The organism is Mesorhizobium sp. C264A (assembly GCF_040324515.1).
In the GTDB taxonomy this organism is placed as follows: domain Bacteria; phylum Pseudomonadota; class Alphaproteobacteria; order Rhizobiales; family Rhizobiaceae; genus Mesorhizobium.
Genome location: NZ_JAMYVY010000001.1, coordinates 3,371,438 through 3,387,812, shown reverse-complemented (window position 1 = coordinate 3,387,812; position 16,375 = coordinate 3,371,438). Strand labels below are relative to the sequence as shown.

Sequence of the window (16,375 nt, the reverse complement as noted above, 5' to 3'; positions counted from 1 at the left end):
GGAGATTGGCAGCTTCTCTCTCGCACCTTTTCCCCAGCGTTTGTGATTGGCGAAAGCAAACGTGACAGCCAATCTCCCCACTTGAGGGGGAGATGTCCGGCAGGACAGAGGGGGGTGTGACGGAACGCGACACCGGGTGATCACCGCGTCTAAGCGACCTCTCTCAACCGCTCGTCCTGCGGCAGCGCCGCCACCGCCGCCTGCCACAATATATCCGCCAGCCGCGCCGCCACCGGGTCCAGTTCGGCGTCTTTCTGGTGCAGCACCAGCGCCATGGTCGGCAGCGCGGGTAAGCCCAGCGTTTGCGGCGCCATCGCCCTGACATTGGCCGGCAGGCCGATATCCGTGCGGATGGTCAGGCCGAGGCCGGCGGCGACCGCCGCCCAGATGCCGCCAAGGCTGGGGCTGGAGAAGGCCATCCGCCATGGCAGGCCGGCGCGGTCGAGCGTTTCCGTCGTCACCGTGCGCAGCAGGCATGGCGCTTCCAGTGCCACCAGCGGCAGTGCCTCGCCCTCGCGCAGCCTGGTCTCGATCAGCTTTGCCGGCCCGATCCAGCGCAATTGCGCGTCGCCGACATGCCGGCTGTAAGGCAGCGCCTGGCCGCTGTCCCAGGCCAGCGCAATGTCGAGATTGCCTGATGTGATCCGCTCGGCGAGTTCATAGCTGCGCCCGATCCGCGCCTCGATCTTGACCTTGGGGTGCGCGCGGGCGAAGCGTCCGAGCACCTCCGGCAGCACCGCCTCGCCGAAATCCTCCTGCAGGCCGAGCCTGACCCAGCCTTCCAGTTCCACGTCGTGGATGGCCGAGGCCGCCTCGTCGTTCAACTCGAGCAGCCGCCTGGCATAGCCGAGCATGGTTTCGCCGGCTTCGGTCAACGCCAGTCCGCGGCCCGACTTGCGGAAGATCGGCGTCGCCGCCTGGTCCTCCAGCTTCTTCAGTTGCGCGCTCACCGCCGAGGTCGAGCGTCCAAGCCGGTCGGCGGCTTTGGCGAAGCTGCCGAGTTCCATGCCGGTGACGAAGCTTCGGAGGACATCGAGGTCGAAGGTTACGCGGCGCATCACAACGATCCTGTTTTTCGGGAACAATTGTCAAAAACTTCCCGATATTCGGGATGAAGTTATGGCGGTAAAGACGAGGCGTCAAGGTCCCGAAAGGGCATCAACAGGAGTCCCGCCATGTCGATTGCCGACGCAAATTGTGAGCCAGGCCGGGTTGGCCGAGCCGCCGCCGTCACGTCGAAGGCTGAACGATTTCGCGCCAATCATCGCTGGAAGGTGCTTGGCATCGGCGTTGCCGCCAATGCCAGTTTCTCCGCCACCTTCGCCGGCATACCGGCGGCGGCGGTGTTTCTGCGGTCGGGCTATCACTTGAGCAATGGCAATCTCGGCCTGGTCCTCGGTCTTCTCGGACTGGGCGTTGCCTTGAGCGAACTGCCCTGGGGTCTGCTCACCGACCGCTGGGGCGATCGCGGCGTGCTATTGACCGGCCTTGGTGCGACAGCGGCGTGGCTCGCCCTGATGGCGTTGTTCATCGTGCCCTCAGTGACCTATGTGCCTGGCCTCGCAATGCTGGCCGCATGCCTTCTGGTCACCGGCCTGCTCGGCGGCAGCGTCAACGGTTCCAGCGGCCGCGCCATCATGGCCTGGTTCCACGAAGGCGAACGTGGCTTTGCCATGAGCATCAGGCAGACCGCGGTGCCGCTCGGCGGCGGGCTCGGCGCGCTGGTCCTGCCGTCGCTGGCATCGGTGCACGGTTTCGCGGCGGTCTTCGGGCTGCTGGCCGCCATGAACGCCGTCTCTGCGCTGTTTGCCTGGCGATGGCTGCACCAGCCGCCGGAACTGGACAATGCCGGCAGCATGGCCATGGCAAAGTCGGGCGGTCCGGCGCCGCTGCGCAATGTCGAGGTCTGGCGCATCGCCACCGCCATCGGCCTGCTCTGCTTTCCGCAAGTGGCGGTGCTCACCTTCGCCTCCGTCTTCCTGCACGATTTCGCCGGCATGGCCACGCTCACGATCAGCGCCAGCCTTGCCGCGGTGCAGACCGGCGCGATGGTGATGCGCGTCTGGAGCGGCCGCTTCACCGACCGCCATGGCAACCGCCGCTGGTTCCTGCGCCTCTGCAGCATGACGAGCGCGCTTGGCTTCGCGGCCGTCGGGCTGCTGGTCCTGGCGGCAGGAGCCACGCCAGACGCCCATGCCGCGTTGATCCCGGCGATCGACGTGCTGCTGGTCGTTGCCGGCATTTCGGTCTCCGCCTGGCATGGCGTCGCCTACACCGAACTCGCCACGCTTGCCGGCGCCAGCCGCGCCGGAACCGCGCTCGGTCTTGCCAACAGCTTCGTCTTCATCGCCTTCTTCGTGGTGCCGACCGCCATTCCGGCATTGCTGCTCATCTGGTCGTGGCCTGGCGTCTGGCTGGTGGGCGCGCTCTGCGCCTTGATTGCATGGCCAATTTTCCTGCGGCCGAACTGACGGGTTGCCGGTCGGCAAACGGCGTCCTATTTCGGGCCGCTTCGGAAAAACACGATCAACCGCGTTAACCCCGCATCAAGGTTAATGCTTCACTTTGGCTCTCCAGTGGCTCAGTGGCGTTTCTGGAGAGTTCCCCGTGCATCGACGTGTCCTGAAGCGGCTGGCCGCCGCCGCCGGTGAGAAAAAACGTTCCTTCGTATCGCCATTGGTCATCGGGCTCGGCATCTGGATCGGCTTTCCGACCGTCGTCGCCTACCAGGACATGGGCAGCTTGATTTCCGGCCTCGAAGCTTCGGGCACCCGCTGGAACTCTTATGTCGAGCGCTCCGTCGCCGGCTCGGTTCATGCCGCCGAAATGCCTTTCATCGATTCCGTCACCACCGGTTCGCTCTCGGGCTCGGGCGTGCGCCTGCCCGGCGTCGGCAAGGTCTCGTTTCGCGGCAAGGGCAATGTCGCCGGCATCACGCCCGACGAGGACCGCATCATGCGCGCCGACAAGAAGGGCCGCATCATCCAGGTCTCGCCGGTGGCGCCGCCGAAGAACTTCAATGCCGGCTCGATCTTTCAGCGCACGTCCTCGCTGCTGCGGCCGAGCATGGACAGCGGCCTGAAGCTCGCCTTCGCCAAGCCCGGCATCAAGGGCAAGGAAATCCAGATCGCCCAGGCCTTCCACACCAATGTGGACAAGAAGCCCGATCCCGGCGTGCCGGCCATGCTTGCCGCCCTCGTCAACAATGACAGACCGGACGTGCTGGCCACCGCCTATGCCCAGGCCGAACCAGATTACGCCAAGGCCTCGCCCTTCGAAGCGCTGCTGCAGGACGAGGAGCCGAGCAGCGGGCGCTTCATTCCGCCGATGGCCAAGGGCGATCATTCGTGGATCCAGAACCCGCTGCCGGCCAGCGTCTTCTCCACGAAGGAGCAGGCCTGCCTTGCCAACGGCATCTATTTCGAGGCGCGCGGCGAATCCGTGCGCGGCCAGGCCGCCGTCGCGCAGGTCATTCTGAACCGAGTCCGCAATCCGGCCTATCCGAACTCGATTTGCGGCGTCGTCTACCAGAACGACAACTGGCTGAACCGCTGCCAGTTCTCCTTCGCCTGCGACGGCCGCAAGAAGCGCATCGAGAGCCCCGCCCACTACAAGACCGCGCAGGACGTCGCGATGGCGGTCACCGCCGGCAAGATCTTCATTCCCGAAGTCGGCTCATCGACCCATTACTACGCCAACTATGTCCATCCGGGCTGGGCGCGCACGATGCAGAAGATGACCAAGATCGGCCTGCATATCTTCTACCGCACGTATGGCGGCGGCTGGAGCTGAGCCCTTCGGCTTGCCTGTCGCAAACGAACCGCAAAGGCCCTGGAAGCCGAAATCGGACAGCGGTCGCCGGACGGATTCGGGGCATGTGCCGACCCGATAGTGCCGGGCACGATGTCGCACCTCGCCAAGTGGTTGATTCCAATAGAAAAAATACATGGCTTTGAAGTCCCGCCCGTGGCTTGACGGGCGCAAACCCTCTAACTATGTTGCCGGCGACTTTAGAAGCGGACGGACGGTGACGGTCTGACCGGGCAGGGGGGTTACGATGGCCGACAAGAACGGGCCAGACGGAACCGGAGAAACCGGCCGCGGCAGCAAGCACGAGGCCGACATCCGCGACGAAGATCTCGAACGCCGCCGGCGTGAGCTTGGAGCATCGCTTGCGACAAGACGGCCGGATCAGCTCGAGGGGAATGACGGCGCGAAAGCGACGGCCGGATATGGCCAGGCGCTCAAGCTGTCCAGCGAGTTCATCGCCGGGATAGTGGTGGGTGTGGGCCTTGGCTGGTTTCTGGATCGCGTGGCGGGAACCTCGCCATGGGGTCTGGTCGTCGGCTTGTTGCTGGGCTTTGGCGCCGGCGTGCTCAATGTCCTGCGTTCGTCAGGTGTTGTGGCGGAATTCGGAAAAAGCGAGAAGTCGCACGATCCGAAAGAATGAAATGGCGCGCCGCCAATGGCGCACAAGGACACTTAAGGCCGCTCGCGGTTTTGACGGGGATGTAAATGGCTGCTGACAAGGTCGATCCGATCCACCAGTTCCAAATCGTCAAGCTGATTCCGATCAATATCGGAGGCTATGACCTGTCCTTCACCAATTCGTCCCTGTTCATGGTCGCGACCGTGCTCGTCGCATCGGCGTTTCTGTACCTCTCGACCTCCAGCCGCAGCCTTGTTCCCGGGCGCCTGCAGTCGGTTTCGGAAATGGGCTACGAGTTCGTCTCCAACATGCTGCGCGACGCCGCCGGAACGCAGGGCATGAAGTTCTTCCCCTTCGTGTTCTCGTTGTTCATGTTCGTACTGGTCGCCAACCTGCTTGGCCTTTTCCCGTACTTCTTCACCGTCACCAGCCACATCATCGTCACCTTCGGCCTCGCAGCCCTGGTGATCGGAACCGTCGTTGTCTACGGCTTCACGAAGCACGGTCTGGGTTTCCTCAAGCTCTTCGTGCCGCATGGCGTTCCGGTGTTCCTGCTGCCACTGGTGGTGCTGATCGAAGTGATCTCCTTCGTGTCGCGCCCGGTCAGCCTCTCGGTTCGTCTGTTCGCCAACATGCTGGCCGGCCACATCACACTGAAGGTGTTTTCGGGCTTCGTCGTCAGCCTGAGCGCGCTCGGCGCCGTCGGCGTTGCCGGTTCGGTGTTGCCGCTGGCCATGGCAGTCGCGCTGACCGCGCTGGAATTGCTGGTCGCTTTCCTGCAGGCCTACGTCTTTGCGGTGCTGACCTGCATGTATCTGAACGACGCCCTGCATCCCGGGCACTGACCTAGAATTTCCGGCATCTTTCGCCGGATGGAATTGCAACGAATTACAGATCCAAAGGAGTTTAAAATGGACGCAGAAGCAGCAAAGTACATCGGCGCCGGTATCGCTTGCCTGGGCATGGGCGGCGCGGGCATTGGCCTCGGCAACATCTTCGGCAGCTACCTGGCGGGCGCCCTGCGCAATCCGTCGGCCGCCGATGGCCAGTTCGGCCGCCTGATTTTCGGCTTCGCCGTGACCGAAGCTCTGGGCATTTTCTCGCTTCTCATCGCGCTTCTCGCCCTGTTCGGCTGAGCCCCTGTTCGGCCAATATCGGTCGGACGAGCATTGGGAAGAATTGGCTGGCCGCATTCCTGCGGCCATGCCTGATATCAGGGGATAGTCCATGTTCGTGACATCTGCGTTTGCGCAAGAGTCCGCACCCGCCGCTGAAGGCGCCCATACCGGTACGGAAGGCGGCACGCATTCCGGCGCCGGCGTGCCTGCCGAGGCGCACGGCACGTTCCCGCCATTCGATCCGGCGACGTTTCCGTCCCAGCTTCTGTGGCTGGCGATCACGTTCGGGCTGTTCTATCTGTTCCTGAAGAAGGTGGTGATGCCGCGCCTTGGCGGCATCATCGACGTCCGCAGCGATCGCATCACGCAGGACCTCGACCAGGCCGCCAGGCTGAAGGGCGAGGCCGACGCCGCCGTTGCCGCTTACGAGCAGGAACTTGCGGAAGCCAAGGCCAAGGCCAACGCGATAGGCCAGCAGGCCAACGACGCTGCCAAGGCTGAAGCCGAGGCTGCCCGCAAGAAGGTCGAGGCCGCCCTCGACAAGAAGCTCGGCGAGGCCGAGGCCAGCATTGCTTCCATCAAGGCCAACGCCATGAAGGAAGTCGGCACGATTGCCGAGGACACCGCTTCAGCCATCGTCGATGCGCTTGTCGGCGGCAAGACGAGCAAGGCCGAGATCTCGGCTGCGGTCAAATCCGTGGCCCGGTGAGGAGCACATCATGGACGCCACATCTCTCGCAACGCTTTGGGCAACAGTTGCCCTCGTCATTTTCCTCGGCGTTGCCGTTTACATCAAGGTGCCAGGCCTGATCGCCAAGTCGCTCGACGCCCGTGCGACCAAGATCAGCGACGAGCTTGCGGAAGCCCGCCGGTTGCGCGAAGAGGCCCAGCAACTGCTCGGCCAATACCAGAAGAAGCGCAAGGAAGCAGAGCAGGAGGCCGCAGCCATCGTCGCTGCCGCCAAGCGCGAGGCCGACATGCTTGCCGCCGAGGCGCACAAGAAGACCGAAGACTATGTCACCCGCCGCACCGCGCTTGCCGAGCAGAAGATCGGCCAGGCCGAGCGCGAAGCCGTCGCCGAAGTGCGCGCCAGCGCCGTCGACATCGCCGTCGAGGCGGCCCGCACGCTGCTTGCCGGCAAGATCGACGCCAAGGCCGGCGCCGACCTGTTCAAGTCCGCGCTGCAGGACGTGAAGGCCAGGCTGAACTGAGCGGGGTAACTCGCTGACATCAAGCCGCCCGGGCAACCTGGCGGCTTTTTTGTTGAGCGCGGACAATCTCCCCCCTTGAGGGGGAGATGTCGCCAAAGGCGACAGAGGGGGTCGGTGCGACCGGGCGCGACGCATTCTGCTGCGAAGAAGGGCTGGCGCTTCACGCGCGGCGACCCCCCTCTGGCCTGCCGGCCATCTCCCCCTCAAGGGGGGAGATTAGCTGTCCAACCCGACAAACCCTTCTTCCTCAACCACCTCAACTCCACCCAGCCTGAACGGCGCGAATGACGCCCGGTGCAGCCTTGCCACCGGACCATGCGCTTCGATCGCGGTGCGGTGCCGCACGGTGGCGTAGCCCATGTGGACTTCGAACCCGTAGCGTTCGTGGTGGCTGCCGCAGCCGCACATCATGCGGTCGCGCATCACCTTGGCGACGATCGAGGCGGCGGCGATCGATTGCGAGCGCTGGTCGCCCTTGATCAGCGCGCGGCCTTCGCAGAGGAGGCCCGGCGGCACATCGCGGCCATCGGCCAGCGCCAGCTTCGCCTGGATCGGCAGGCCGGCAAGGGCGCGGCGCATGGCTTCCAGGCTGGCCTTGAGGATATTGCTGCCGTCAATGCCTTCGGCGCTGACCGAGGCCATCGACACGCCGAGCGCTGACCCCAGGATTTTCAGGAACAGCGCCTCGCGCTGCAAATGGTTGAGCCGTTTGGAATCGTCTAGCCCGTCGGGAATGTTGGCGGGATCGAGGATCACCGCCGCCGCCACCACCGGCCCGGCCAGCGGACCGCGGCCGGCCTCGTCCATGCCTGCCACCGGCCACAGGCCTTCAGCCATCGCCTTCGTCTCGAAGGAGAAGTCGGGCTTTTCGACGATTTCTAAAAGAAGCGGAGAATCGGAACGCGCGCGAGCCATGTTGCGGCGAGGTTCGCATCGGCTCCGATTCTCCGCAAGTCCCTCCAGGGTCGAGTGGGGCAAGACCGGGAGGGCACCGTCTGCAGGCCGGGGGACAGGCCGGACGGGATTCTTGGGTCGCCTGCCAACCACGAGGGCAGGGCAGGCGCTACTCTCAGAGCAGCATCAGCTGCTCGGTCGCCTTGGCGGCGGCGACAAACTGGTCGGTTCGGAGGGTGCGCCGCTCGGCGTTGAGGCCGAGCCGCTTGGCCGTGATCTCGAAGCGCCGGCCGATCTGCCAGGCATAGGGGCCGGCGCCTTTCATCCGCTTGCCCCATTCCGAATCATAGTCCTTGCCGTCGCGCATCGAACGGATCAGCGACATCACGTGCCGGTAGCGGTCGGGATAATGGCGCAGCAGCCAGTCCTTGAAGATCGGCGCCACCTCGAGCGGCAGGCGCAGGATGACATAGCCGGCCTCGCGGGCGCCTGCGGCGCGTGCCGAATCGAGGATGCGCTCCATCTCCTGGTCGGTCAGGCCGGGAATGATCGGCGCCACCATGACAGAGGCCGGGATGCCGGCATCGGAAAGCTGCCGGATCGCCTCAAGCCGCTTGGTCGGCGTCGACGCGCGTGGCTCCATGGTGCGCGCCAGCATGCGGTCCATCGTCGTCACCGACAGCGCCACCTTGGCCAAGCCCCGTTCGGCCATGCGCGACAAGATGTCGATGTCGCGCGTCACCAGATGGGATTTGGTGACGATGCCGACCGGATGGCCGCGCGCCTCCAGCACTTCGAGGATCTCGCGCATGATCCGGTATTGTTTCTCGATCGGCTGGTAGGGATCGGTGTTGGTGCCGATCGCGATGGTGCGCGGCTGATAGCCATCCTTCGACAGTTCCTTGTCGAGCAGCCGCGCCGCATCCGGCTTGGCAAACAGCTTCGCTTCGAAATCCAGCCCCGGCGACAGGCCCATGAAGGAATGCGTCGGCCGGGCGAAACAATAGACGCAGCCATGCTCGCAGCCGCGATAGGGGTTGATCGAGCGGTCGAAGGAAATGTCGGGCGATTCGTTGCGGGTGATGATGGTGCGCGGCTTCTCGACCTGCACTTCGGTCTTGAACGGCGGCAATTCCTCCAGCGAATTCCAGCCGTCGTCGAACACATGCCGGCTGACCGGCTCGAACCGGCCGGACGGGTTGATGCCCGCGGAACGGCCGCGGTTGCGATCCGGACGGACGCGCATGCCGCTCTGTTCGATCATCGCATTGGCCATCTCGGCTCGCCCTGCTCCGAAAGCAGCAATGTCCGCACGCACGATATGTTCCATTTTGGCCCTTTCCCAAGGACTGTCGGCTGGCTGTCGAATCGCTCTGTTCATGAAAATAATCCTATTTCGCTGATGAGAACAAAGCAAGAACTTTTTCGTTGGGCCATGCAAAACTGGCGCTGCGCCGGGCTTTCCGCTATTCGGCTAAAAATGCTCAGCGTTCTCATCGAAACCCGGGATGACGAAGAAGGCCTTGCCCGCACGCTCGCCTCGTTGATCGGCGGCGCGGTCGAGGGCGTGGTGCGCGATGTCATCGTCTGCGACACCGGCTCGACCGACCAGACGCATCGGGTTGCCGATCATGCCGGCTGCCACTTCGTGGCCGGCGGCATTGCCGCGGGAATCAGGCAGGCGAAGGGTGACTGGCTGCTGTTTCTGGAACCCGGCGCAAGGCTGGCGGAGGGCTGGATCGACGACGTTGTCGCTCACACGGCGCGGCAAACCATGCCGGCGCGCTTTTGCCGTGCGCGCGGCAGCCGCACGCCGTTCCTGTCACGGGTGTTTTCGGGCAACCGGGCGCTGGCCGAAGGGCTGGTCATCAGCAAGCGCCAGGCCGCTGCCCTGTCGAAGAACGCGCACAGCGCCGAAGCCCTTGCGCGCGGTCTCGCCACCAGGCGGCTCGACGCCGAAATCTGGCTGGCGCCGAAGAAGTGATGTTTCTTCCTTTTCCCCGTTCACGGGGAGAAGGTGCCCGAAGGGCGGATGAGGGGCAGCGTCGGCGTCTCATCCGCATTGGCACGGTCGCAGCACCATCCCTCTTTTTCGCCGCAAAAAGCTATTGTGCATTGCACAAAAGCTGACGCGGGATTAGCATTCCGTTGATGCGGGATATCGGGGTTTGGGTAGTGCCGGAGCGGTAAGCAAGCGCCGCGTCGTCGTTGCTGCCGTTCATATCTGAGGACCCCGATGAACCTTTCGTCCCCTGACAAATCCGGCGCCCCCAGTCTGGAAGCCATTGCCCGCAACGGCAGCCTGCTCCGCCGCATTGCGGTGCGTATCCCGACCTATCTGTCCGACCTGCGCGAAAATCCCGCATGGCTGCCGATGTTCGTGCTTGCCCGCACCATGCCGGCGCGCAAGCTGCACTGGCTTGGCGCCAAAGCCGCGCGCCCCGCGCAGAGTGCCGGAGCGACGATGTTCAGGGGCGTCGACCTCAAGTCGATCGTCGCGGCGCTGCGCACCGATGGCCTGTTCTCCGGACTGGTCCTTCCGCAGGCAATCCACGAAGAGATCGCCAGCTTTGCTCAGAGCACGCCGTGCTTCGGCAATTTCGACCGCCGGCTCGAATTCATGCCCGGAGAACACGCAGAAGCCGAGAAGCGGTTCGGCCGCTCTTTGCTCAGCGGCCACTATTTCGAGCGCATCCTCGGCTGCAAGGCGGCACTCGCCATCCAGAACGACCCGCTGCTGCTCGACATCGCCCAGCACTATCTGGGCGGGCAGGCAAAGCTGATCACCACGCGTGTCTGGTGGAGCTTTCCGACCGGCGAGGCTTCCGACGCCGACAAGAACCTTGCCTCGCTCGGCAAATATCATTTCGATCTCGACGACTGGCGGATGCTGAAATTCTTCTTCTATCTGAAACCCTGCGATGCCGGCACCGGTCCGCATGTCTATGTCAAAGGCAGCCACAACAGGCGCAGTCTCAAGCACCAGCTGACGCTGCTGGTCGGCCATCCGGCGCAAGACGTGCTCAAGGTCTATGGCGACGACAGCCCGGTCACGCTGACCGGCGAGGCCGGCCTCGGCTTCGTCGAGGACCCGTTCGGCTTCCACATGGGCACCGTGCCGTCCACCACGCCACGGCTGATGATGGAGGTCGGCTTCGGCGTCTCGCCGCCCTCGCGCCGCCGCTTCCACGGCGAGCCGGTCATCCGCTGACGCCGGAGCGGATCTCGACCGGCATCCAGCGCGCTTGCCGCCGGGCAATGCGACCCTCTTTGTTCTCGGCATCATAGTCCATTGGGACCGGCTCGCGGTTGAACCGCGGCCGGTGATCCAGCGCATTGACGATGACGATCGCTCTCGGTTCGCCGTCGGTGGTCACAGCAGCGACATAGACGCCGCAGTCGCGGCAGATGAGATAATCGGCGGTGCGCAATCCGAACCGGTATCGGTGCAGCCGCGCCTCGTCCTCGACCGAGACGATCAATCGGCCCTGCGGATCGGCGGCGGCGCGCGAACCATGCCGGACACAGAACGCGCACTGGCAGGCGCGGATCTCCACCTCGGCCGGCTCGATTCCCGTTTCGAACGTCAGGTGGATGTTGCCGCAATGGCAGCCGCCGCGGTGCGCGCTCATTGGATCTCTTCCGTCTTGACTTGGCGACAGACTATCCGCCCGACGACCCGGAGGAAATGACCTCTCGAAGGCGCAGCCGCCATTCTGCCTGACAAAGGCAGCACTTGGCCGGCTTTGCCTTGGTTTACGAGGCGGCCTTGCCGCGCCGCAAATGCTCGTCCAGGCGCGGCATGATCTCGACGAAGTTGCAGGGCATGTGGCGGTAGTCGAGCTGCGGTTTCAGGATGCCGTCCCAGGCGTCCTTGCAGGCGCCGGGCGAGCCCGGCAGCACGAAGACGAAGGTGGCGTTGACGACGCCGCCCGTCGCCCGGCTCTGCACTGTCGAGGTGCCGATCTTGTCGTAGGAAATGCGGTGGAACACTTCGGAAAAGCCATCCATGCGCTTCTCGAAGATCGGCTCCAGCGCCTCCGGCGTCACGTCGCGGCCGGTAAAACCGGTGCCGCCGGTGGTGATGACGACATCGATGTCTTCGTCGCGCGACCAGCCCAGCACCTTGTCGCGGATTTTCTCCCGGTCGTCGGTGACGATGTCGCGCGCGGCCAGGACATGGCCGGCCTCGGCGATGCGATCAGCCAGCGTCTGGCCGGATTTGTCGTCGGCAAGGCTGCGCGTATCGGACACCGTCAGCACCGCGATGCGCACCGGGATGAACGGCCGGCTGTCGTCAATTTTGGCCATCGGCCCCCTCCGAAGCGATGCTTCGTGTCGCGGCGACAAACCACTCCGGTTCGCGACTGCGAATCTCGGCGGCGGCGCGCTTGGCGACATTGCCGGTCTCGAACAGCCCGAAGCATGTCGCGCCGGATCCCGACATGCGCGAGAATCCAGATCCGGCCCTGTTCAGCAGGGAAAGCGCTCTGCCGATGGGCGGCTGTATTGCTTGCGCCGGTTCCTCAAGATCGTTGCGGGTGATCTCCAGCCAATTGCGGACGCCGTGGAAATCGAAACCGCGCGGCAGCGGCGGCAGTCCTTCATTGTCGCGTTTTTCAAGTGCATTGAACACATCGGGCGTGGAGACGGCGACGCCGGGATTGACCAGCACCAAGGCCAGCGCAGGAAAATCCGCAATTGGCGACAGCTCATCGCCGACGCCACGCGCAACCAGCGGTTTTGCCGCAAGACACATCGGCACGTCGGCGCCGAGCGTGAGACCGATCCGGCTCAGTTCGGCCTCACCGATGTCGAGACCCCATGTCCTGATAAGACCGTGCAGAACGGCGGCCGCGTCGCTTGAGCCGCCGCCGACGCCGGATGCGATCGGCAGGTTCTTTTCCAGCCGGATGGCAACCGGCGGCGTGCTCTGCTGGCCGGCCTGCCTGCGCAGCGCCTCGCGCGCCTTCACCACCAGATTGCTGTCGTCGATCGGCACGGAAGTCGCGTAACGGCCCGATACGGAGAACCGGTCGGCGTCGGCAGGCTCGATCTCGACCCTGTCGCCGAAGCGGGTGAAAATGACCAGGCTCTCGAGCAGATGATACCCGTCGGCGCGCCTGCCGGTGACGTGCAGCGCCAGATTTATCTTGGCGGGCGCAAGCCACGTCCGGGCTGCGGCATCCAAACTGTCGGCTGCTGACGGGATGATGCTCAGTCCTTGGCCAGGCGGTATTCGCCTGTCTTGGGATCCTGGACCAGCGTGCCGTTGGTGCCGTTGGCTGCCTGCTTTTCGGTGCGCCGCACCTTGGCGGTCACACGTTCGGCCTCGCGGACGAAGGTGCGGTAGCCGAAATAAGCGGCTGCGCCGACAACTGCGAAGAAAATGATCTGTGGCATTTCAAAGCTCCTCCCTCGCAAGGCGGCAAGGCAGACTGTCAAACCCTCATGCTAGACGCTTTCCCTGCTTTTTCAAAGCCCGAAGCGCGCCCACAATGCGCGCTCTTCCGCCGCATCGATCACGCCGCTTGCGGCGGCGGCGGCAATATCGGGCGCTGAAAAGTTCGAGCCGAACAGGCCGATGCGGCCAAACAGGCCACGCGGCGCGGTGACCAGCCTGAGCTGGGTTTTCGCGCCGAAGCGGGTTTTCAGTACCGTGCGCATGTCGCTCAACGCATCGACGAGGCCAAGCTCCAGCCCTTTCTTGCCGGTCCAGAACAGGCCGGTGAACAGGTCCGGATCGTCCTTCAGCTTGGTGCCACGGCGTTCCCTGACCAGGTCGATGAAGGTCTCGTGCACTTCCAGCTGCAGCGCCTTCAGGCGCTCGACGTCTTCCCTCTTCTCCGGCTTGAACGGGTCGAGCACCGCCTTGTTCTGGCCGGCGGTGTGGACACGGCGCTCGACACCGATCTTCTTCATCAACTCGGGAAAGCCGAACGAGGCCGAGACGACACCAATCGAACCGACGATGGAGGACGGATCGGCAAAGATCTCGTCGCCGGCGACCGCGATCATGTAGCCGCCCGAGGCCGCCACATCCTCGACGAAGACCAGCACCTTCTTGTTCTTCTCGACCGCGAGGTCGCGGATGCGCTTGAAGATCAGCCGCGACTGCACCGGCGAGCCGCCAGGCGAATTGATCGAAATGGCGACGGCGGGCGCATCGAACAGGAACGCCTTTTCGATGAGGGCGGCGGTGGACGCCAAGGAGAGGCTCGGCCGGAACGGGCCGCCGCCGGCCATGATGGTGCCATGCAGCCTGATGACGGGAATGGTGACGACGCTGGATCGCCAGGATTTCGGTAGCAGGCGGTTGAAAAGGCGGTTCACGAGGTGGCTGTCTCCAAATGGCTTCAACGCATGTAGGGATTTGCCGGTCAACGGCAATGCTGCAATCCATCTCAGCCAACTGTGTGCCGGTTTTGCGGCAACGACACTGACGGGCCCAAATCAATCGCCAAACAGCGACGCCAGTCCGTTGTTGATCATCTCGGTTCGTTCCGACGGGCCGTCGCCCGTTTGCCCATGCAGCATCAAAGGCGGGCGGATCGACAGCTTGCCGCGCGCGCCGAGCGCTGCCCTAACGACAATGCGGATTGCGGCTGCTTCCGGGCGCGGATGCACGGCCAGCATCTCGGCGTCGCCGAAGCGGCCCGACAGCGCATGGAGGAGGTCGCCAAGCTGTTCCGGCCGCGCAATGACGGCCAGGCCCCCGCGCGGCTTGGCGACGGCAGCCGCACTTCGGATCCAGCTCTCGAACAGCCCGTCGTCCATGACATGCGCTTGCCGCCGCAGCGGATCTGGCGTGGCGCGGTCCTGCGCCGCGTTGAAGGGCGGGTTCATGATGACGAAATCGAAGGAATTGTCGGCAAGGCCGGCTTGCGTCCGCGCCCGGCCCGACAGCGTGACGTCGGCGGTCAGCACCGAGGCGCGATTGCCGAGATGCGCATTGCCGGGATGGGCGAGCGTGGTTGTGGCGAAGCCTGCCATCTCGGTCGACCGTTCGACGAGCACGACCTGCGCCTCTGGGCAGCGCGACAGCACGGCAAGACCCGCCGCACCGGCGCCGGCGCCGAAATCGGCGAGGCGTCCAGCAAAGCCGGATGGAACTGCTGCCGCCAGCATCATGGCATCCATCCCGGCGCGATGCCCTGTCCTGGGCTGGACCAGCCAGAAGCGGCCGCGATGGAAGGCATCGACCGTATGGGCCGGCGTATCGCTGGTAAGCGCGCTCGCTTCAGCCATTATGTCTGGCGGATTTCGTTCTCGATGCCGGCGTCTTTCAAGATGCGCCGCGCCTGATCGGCCTGGTCGGCATCGACCATGACGCGCTTCTGCAAAAGACCGATCGACCCTTCGAGAATGCTCATGTTCTGGTCGGCGACGAAGCAGGCAATCCCGGCATCGCGCATCAGCGATTCGACGAAGGAGATGATCACGGCATCGTTGGTGCGCACGAGTTCTATCATCGGACGAAGTTCGCAGGTTGCAGCGTTGATGTAAACGCTGGAGCATGGCGCCGAAAAGTGTGGAGCGGTTTTCGGGCAACGGCATGCGGTCGCTAAGGTTGACACGCCGTCACCGCAGCCGCGCCAATTCGCCTCTTGCCGTGCCCGTATGTGCCGCCCTAGAGTCCCAGGCGGGACCAGGGTGCCGTCGCACGCGTGATCAAAGACGGGAGTGTTTGTTGGTGGGTGTCGTTCTCAACATCGAAAACGGGAAGCGGGAACCCGCCTCCATCAAGGATCTCATCGACCTGACAGCAGCCGATATGGGGCGCGTCAACAAACTGATCCTGTCCAAGGCCGGCTCCGACGTCGAGATGATCCCGGAGGTCGCCAATCATCTGATCTCGTCGGGCGGCAAAAGGCTGCGTCCCATGCTGACGCTCGCGGCGGCCCAGATGTTCGGCTATTCCGGCGAGGGCCACGTCAAGCTCGCCACCGCGGTCGAGTTCATGCACACCGCCACGCTGCTCCATGACGACGTCGTCGACGAGAGCGGCATGCGGCGCGGCAAAAAGACTGCCCGCATGATCTGGGGCAACCAGGCGAGCGTGCTGGTCGGCGATTTCCTGCTCGGCCAGGCTTTTCGCATGATGGTCGATGTCGGTTCGCTGGAAGCGCTCGACATCCTGTCCAGCGCCGCCTCGATCATCGCCGAGGGCGAGGTGATGCAGCTGGCGGCCGCCAAGAACCTCGATACCACCGAGGACGAGCATTTCGCCGTCATCAAGGCCAAGACCGCGGCGCTGTTCTCGGCTGCCGCCGAGGTCGGTCCGGTCATCGCATCGGCGACGCGCAACGATCGCGCCGCATTGCGCTCCTACGGCATGAATCTCGGCCTTGCCTTCCAGCTCATCGACGATGCGCTGGATTATGGCGGCTCCAGCCAGGAGCTGGGCAAGAATGTCGGCGACGATTTCCGCGAAGGCAAGGTTACGCTGCCGGTCATCCTCGCCTACCGGCGCGGCACCAAGGCCGAGCGCACCTTCTGGAAGCGCGCCATCGAGGACAATGTCACCGACGATGCCGGACTGGAAAAGGCCATCGGCCTGATGACCCGCCATGGCGCCATTGCCGACACCATCGGACGCGCCCGCCATTTCGGCGAGATCGCCCGCGACGCGCTGGCGCCGCTGGAGGCGACGCCGCAGAAATCGGCGCTGATCGACGTCATCGACTTCTGCATCAGCCGGGTGAACTGACCCGCGCCTGGCG

General features: G+C 64.4%; 20 protein-coding genes. 10 read left to right on the top strand and 10 right to left on the bottom strand.

Features of this window, described 5'->3' with window-relative positions; translation table 11 throughout:
* Positions 1 to 149: 149 nt before the first annotated feature.
* A complete protein-coding gene (locus NKL04_RS16755) occupies positions 150 to 1,058 on the bottom strand; it encodes a LysR substrate-binding domain-containing protein (RefSeq protein ID WP_023687102.1) in 909 nt (302 codons plus the stop codon).
* A gap of 117 nt (positions 1,059 to 1,175) precedes the next feature.
* On the opposite strand from NKL04_RS16755, the gene NKL04_RS16750 reads away from it, so the two are divergent.
* The 7 genes from NKL04_RS16750 to NKL04_RS16720 all read left to right on the top strand — a co-directional run bounded on the left by NKL04_RS16750 (position 1,176) and on the right by NKL04_RS16720 (position 6,758).
* Positions 1,176 to 2,471: an MFS transporter gene (locus NKL04_RS16750; RefSeq protein WP_023702061.1), complete on the top strand. Its 1,296-nt coding sequence runs from the start codon at positions 1,176 to 1,178 to the stop codon at positions 2,469 to 2,471.
* A gap of 136 nt (positions 2,472 to 2,607) precedes the next feature.
* The gene (locus NKL04_RS16745) at positions 2,608 to 3,792 is read left to right on the top strand and encodes a cell wall hydrolase (protein ID WP_023668487.1); all 1,185 of its coding nucleotides are present in this window, start codon (positions 2,608 to 2,610) and stop codon (positions 3,790 to 3,792) included.
* Between the two features lie 265 nt (positions 3,793 to 4,057).
* Positions 4,058 to 4,450: an AtpZ/AtpI family protein gene (locus tag NKL04_RS16740; protein WP_023668486.1), complete on the top strand. Its 393-nt coding sequence runs from the start codon at positions 4,058 to 4,060 to the stop codon at positions 4,448 to 4,450.
* A 65-nt stretch (positions 4,451 to 4,515) separates the two neighbouring features.
* Positions 4,516 to 5,274, top strand: a complete 759-nt coding sequence (locus tag NKL04_RS16735) for a F0F1 ATP synthase subunit A (RefSeq protein ID WP_023702060.1) — start codon at positions 4,516 to 4,518, stop codon at positions 5,272 to 5,274.
* 66 nt (positions 5,275 to 5,340) lie between these two features.
* Positions 5,341 to 5,565, top strand: a complete 225-nt coding sequence (locus NKL04_RS16730; protein WP_006206606.1) for a F0F1 ATP synthase subunit C — start codon at positions 5,341 to 5,343, stop codon at positions 5,563 to 5,565.
* 91 nt (positions 5,566 to 5,656) lie between these two features.
* On the top strand, positions 5,657 to 6,256 hold the full coding sequence (locus NKL04_RS16725; protein ID WP_023668484.1) for a F0F1 ATP synthase subunit B: 600 nt from the start codon (positions 5,657 to 5,659) through the stop codon (positions 6,254 to 6,256).
* Positions 6,257 to 6,266: 10 nt separating this feature from the next.
* Positions 6,267 to 6,758, top strand: a complete 492-nt coding sequence (locus NKL04_RS16720) for a F0F1 ATP synthase subunit B (protein ID WP_023668483.1) — start codon at positions 6,267 to 6,269, stop codon at positions 6,756 to 6,758.
* 216 nt (positions 6,759 to 6,974) lie between these two features.
* Here NKL04_RS16720 and rnhB read toward each other — a convergent pair whose 3' ends face one another.
* Positions 6,975 to 7,673, bottom strand: a complete 699-nt coding sequence (gene rnhB, locus NKL04_RS16715) for a ribonuclease HII (RefSeq protein ID WP_023687104.1) — start codon at positions 7,671 to 7,673, stop codon at positions 6,975 to 6,977.
* A 154-nt stretch (positions 7,674 to 7,827) separates the two neighbouring features.
* On the bottom strand, positions 7,828 to 8,982 hold the full coding sequence (locus tag NKL04_RS16710; RefSeq protein WP_023684378.1) for a PA0069 family radical SAM protein: 1,155 nt from the start codon (positions 8,980 to 8,982) through the stop codon (positions 7,828 to 7,830).
* Between the two features lie 150 nt (positions 8,983 to 9,132).
* Between NKL04_RS16710 and NKL04_RS16705 the strand changes: the two genes are divergently transcribed.
* Both NKL04_RS16705 and NKL04_RS16700 read left to right on the top strand, forming a co-directional pair.
* Positions 9,133 to 9,636, top strand: coding sequence for a glycosyltransferase (locus NKL04_RS16705; RefSeq protein WP_023687105.1), 504 nt, complete (start codon positions 9,133 to 9,135; stop codon positions 9,634 to 9,636).
* 252 nt (positions 9,637 to 9,888) lie between these two features.
* Positions 9,889 to 10,863, top strand: a complete 975-nt coding sequence (locus NKL04_RS16700; RefSeq protein WP_023687106.1) for a hypothetical protein — start codon at positions 9,889 to 9,891, stop codon at positions 10,861 to 10,863.
* Here NKL04_RS16700 and NKL04_RS16695 read toward each other — a convergent pair.
* The 7 genes from NKL04_RS16695 to NKL04_RS16665 form a co-directional block, all read right to left on the bottom strand.
* Positions 10,853 to 11,284, bottom strand: coding sequence for a GFA family protein (locus NKL04_RS16695; protein WP_023687107.1), 432 nt, complete (start codon positions 11,282 to 11,284; stop codon positions 10,853 to 10,855). The genes NKL04_RS16700 and NKL04_RS16695 overlap by 11 nt on opposite strands.
* 124 nt (positions 11,285 to 11,408) lie before the next feature.
* On the bottom strand, positions 11,409 to 11,963 hold the full coding sequence (gene moaB / locus NKL04_RS16690; RefSeq protein WP_023702059.1) for a molybdenum cofactor biosynthesis protein B: 555 nt from the start codon (positions 11,961 to 11,963) through the stop codon (positions 11,409 to 11,411).
* Positions 11,950 to 12,843, bottom strand: coding sequence for a 4-(cytidine 5'-diphospho)-2-C-methyl-D-erythritol kinase (locus tag NKL04_RS16685; RefSeq protein WP_023702058.1), 894 nt, complete (start codon positions 12,841 to 12,843; stop codon positions 11,950 to 11,952). Before NKL04_RS16685 ends, moaB begins: the two co-directional genes overlap by 14 nt.
* A 26-nt stretch (positions 12,844 to 12,869) precedes the next feature.
* The gene (locus NKL04_RS16680) at positions 12,870 to 13,055 is read right to left on the bottom strand and encodes a membrane protein (protein ID WP_023668475.1); all 186 of its coding nucleotides are present in this window, start codon (positions 13,053 to 13,055) and stop codon (positions 12,870 to 12,872) included.
* Between the two features lie 72 nt (positions 13,056 to 13,127).
* Entirely contained in the window at positions 13,128 to 13,985 is an 858-nt protein-coding gene (locus tag NKL04_RS16675) for a S49 family peptidase (protein WP_023702057.1), read from the bottom strand.
* Between the two features lie 120 nt (positions 13,986 to 14,105).
* Positions 14,106 to 14,900, bottom strand: a complete 795-nt coding sequence (locus NKL04_RS16670; RefSeq protein WP_023702056.1) for a tRNA1(Val) (adenine(37)-N6)-methyltransferase — start codon at positions 14,898 to 14,900, stop codon at positions 14,106 to 14,108.
* Entirely contained in the window at positions 14,900 to 15,124 is a 225-nt protein-coding gene (locus NKL04_RS16665) for a putative signal transducing protein (RefSeq protein ID WP_023692106.1), read from the bottom strand. The genes NKL04_RS16670 and NKL04_RS16665 overlap by 1 nt, the downstream gene beginning before the upstream one ends.
* Before the next feature lie 221 nt (positions 15,125 to 15,345).
* On the opposite strand from NKL04_RS16665, the gene NKL04_RS16660 reads away from it, so the two are divergent.
* Entirely contained in the window at positions 15,346 to 16,362 is a 1,017-nt protein-coding gene (locus tag NKL04_RS16660; protein ID WP_023668471.1) for a polyprenyl synthetase family protein, read from the top strand.
* The last annotated feature ends 13 nt before the right edge of the window (positions 16,363 to 16,375 follow it).

Excerpts from the sequence above, each read along its gene's own strand:
- NKL04_RS16740 (WP_023668486.1), top strand. The coding sequence starts at position 4,058 with ATGGCCGACAAGAACGGGCCAGACGGAACCGGAGAAACCGGCCGCGGC.
- NKL04_RS16730 (WP_006206606.1), top strand. The coding sequence starts at position 5,341 with ATGGACGCAGAAGCAGCAAAGTACATCGGCGCCGGTATCGCTTGCCTG.
- NKL04_RS16670 (WP_023702056.1), bottom strand. The coding sequence starts at position 14,900 with ATGGCTGAAGCGAGCGCGCTTACCAGCGATACGCCGGCCCATACGGTC.
- moaB (WP_023702059.1), bottom strand. The coding sequence starts at position 11,963 with ATGGCCAAAATTGACGACAGCCGGCCGTTCATCCCGGTGCGCATCGCG.
- rnhB (WP_023687104.1), bottom strand. The coding sequence starts at position 7,673 with ATGGCTCGCGCGCGTTCCGATTCTCCGCTTCTTTTAGAAATCGTCGAA.
- NKL04_RS16725 (WP_023668484.1), top strand. The coding sequence starts at position 5,657 with ATGTTCGTGACATCTGCGTTTGCGCAAGAGTCCGCACCCGCCGCTGAA.
- NKL04_RS16705 (WP_023687105.1), top strand. The coding sequence starts at position 9,133 with ATGCTCAGCGTTCTCATCGAAACCCGGGATGACGAAGAAGGCCTTGCC.
- NKL04_RS16710 (WP_023684378.1), bottom strand. The coding sequence starts at position 8,982 with ATGGAACATATCGTGCGTGCGGACATTGCTGCTTTCGGAGCAGGGCGA.
- NKL04_RS16735 (WP_023702060.1), top strand. The coding sequence starts at position 4,516 with ATGGCTGCTGACAAGGTCGATCCGATCCACCAGTTCCAAATCGTCAAG.
- NKL04_RS16755 (WP_023687102.1), bottom strand. The coding sequence starts at position 1,058 with ATGCGCCGCGTAACCTTCGACCTCGATGTCCTCCGAAGCTTCGTCACC.
- NKL04_RS16665 (WP_023692106.1), bottom strand. The coding sequence starts at position 15,124 with ATGATAGAACTCGTGCGCACCAACGATGCCGTGATCATCTCCTTCGTC.
- NKL04_RS16680 (WP_023668475.1), bottom strand. The coding sequence starts at position 13,055 with ATGCCACAGATCATTTTCTTCGCAGTTGTCGGCGCAGCCGCTTATTTC.
- NKL04_RS16720 (WP_023668483.1), top strand. The coding sequence starts at position 6,267 with ATGGACGCCACATCTCTCGCAACGCTTTGGGCAACAGTTGCCCTCGTC.
- NKL04_RS16700 (WP_023687106.1), top strand. The coding sequence starts at position 9,889 with ATGAACCTTTCGTCCCCTGACAAATCCGGCGCCCCCAGTCTGGAAGCC.
- NKL04_RS16695 (WP_023687107.1), bottom strand. The coding sequence starts at position 11,284 with ATGAGCGCGCACCGCGGCGGCTGCCATTGCGGCAACATCCACCTGACG.
- NKL04_RS16750 (WP_023702061.1), top strand. The coding sequence starts at position 1,176 with ATGTCGATTGCCGACGCAAATTGTGAGCCAGGCCGGGTTGGCCGAGCC.